Source organism: Arthrobacter sp. SPT-J7 (genome assembly GCF_059089965.1).
The window spans coordinates 1-1,293 of record NZ_JBNHFF010000445.1 but is presented as its reverse complement, the minus strand read 5'-3'; the positions used below and the strand labels follow the sequence as shown (position 1 = coordinate 1,293).

At 66.0% G+C, this 1,293-nt stretch carries 2 protein-coding genes; both read left to right on the top strand.

Translation table 11 applies throughout. The features are described 5' to 3' along the window. Window positions 1-32 precede the first annotated feature (32 nt). Window positions 33-419 carry a BlaI/MecI/CopY family transcriptional regulator gene (locus AC5RWX_RS33445; RefSeq protein ID WP_494100449.1) on the top strand — a complete coding sequence of 129 codons (387 nt, stop codon included), beginning with the start codon at window positions 33-35 and terminating at the stop codon, window positions 417-419. Between the two features lie 6 nt (window positions 420-425). After that, a partial coding sequence (locus AC5RWX_RS33440) for a M56 family metallopeptidase (protein ID WP_494100448.1) occupies window positions 426-1,293 on the top strand: 868 nt, incomplete at its 3' end.

Below are 1,293 nucleotides of genomic sequence, written 5' to 3'. Positions count from 1 at the left end.
GTTGCGGTGCGGGGAAACGAAGGAAAAGTGCAATGGCTAGTCTTGGTGAACTGGAACGGGCAGTGATGGACCTGCTCTGGGCGGGCCATGAAGCAGCCACCGCGAACACCTTGCGGGACCGGCTCGCGCAGACATCGGTCGGCCAGAATGGTGCCGCCGGGCACGAAGGCAAGGAACTCGCCGTCACCACGGTGCTCACCGTGCTGTCCCGGCTGGAGAAAAAAGGCTTGGTGGAACGCGAACGGGGCACCCGCCCGCACCGCTACCAGGCAGTGTCGAGCCGCGAGGACCACACCGCCGAGCTGATGCACGAAGTGCTGGGGTCGGCTCCGGACCGCGAGGCCGTGCTGGCACGATTCATCGGATCCGTCTCCGAAGGTGAAGCCGAGACTCTGCGCAAACTGCTTGGCCACCTCTAACGGACCATGTTCTGGGCCTCGTACCTGCTGGCGGTCCTTGCGATAGTCCTGGCGTGGCCGGTACCTATCCTCCTCTCGAGGGCGAACTGGCCCTCGCGCTCCCCCTTCACGGCCATGCTGCTCTGGCAGGCCATAGCGCTGGCCGGCGGACTGTCCATGATCGGCGCCATGCTGGTGTACGGACTGGAGCCCATCGGCGATAACCTCATCGCCGGACTTCGGGCACTGGCAGGCATGGTGCTTTTCAACGCCCCCACCACCGCGCTGGGCTTCTGGCATATCTTCGCGCTGTCCGCCGCGGCCCTGCTGACGGCCCACCTGGTGTTCACCCTGTTGCTGACGTATTACAAGATCGAACGCCAGCGGCGGCGGCACCGCGAACTCCTCGCGCTCCTTGCTTCGCCTTCCGCCGAAGGAACCGGGACCCTGGTCATCAACCACGATTCGCCTGTGGCTTACTGCCTCCCCGGCGGCGCGCGCTCTGTGACCGTGCTGTCCGATGGTTTGATGGCAGCCCTCGAGCCGGCTGAACTCCGTGCGGTACTGATTCACGAAAACGCCCACCTGAGCCAAAGGCACCACCTGCTGCTGTGGGCTTTCGCTGCCTGGCGCCAGGCACTCCCCTGGTTGCCCACCACCCGCCTTGCCCAGGAGTCAGTCAACTCCCTGATCGAGATGCTGGCCGACGACGTCGCACTCAGGACTGAAAGCAAGGCCACGTTGATCAAGGCCATCGCCATTGTGGCCAGCGGTTCGGCGGGGTCCGCGGGTGACGCCGACCTTCGTTCCGGCGCACCCAGCCTCGCCCTGGCCGGGCTGGATTCCTCGGCCGGCGCTTCCGGCTCGGACTCGGCCCGCACCACAGCCTCACGCG

Bases quoted from the DNA above. Each gene is read 5' to 3' on its own strand.
- AC5RWX_RS33445 (WP_494100449.1), top strand. From the start codon at position 33: ATGGCTAGTCTTGGTGAACTGGAACGGGCAGTGATGGACCTGCTCTGG.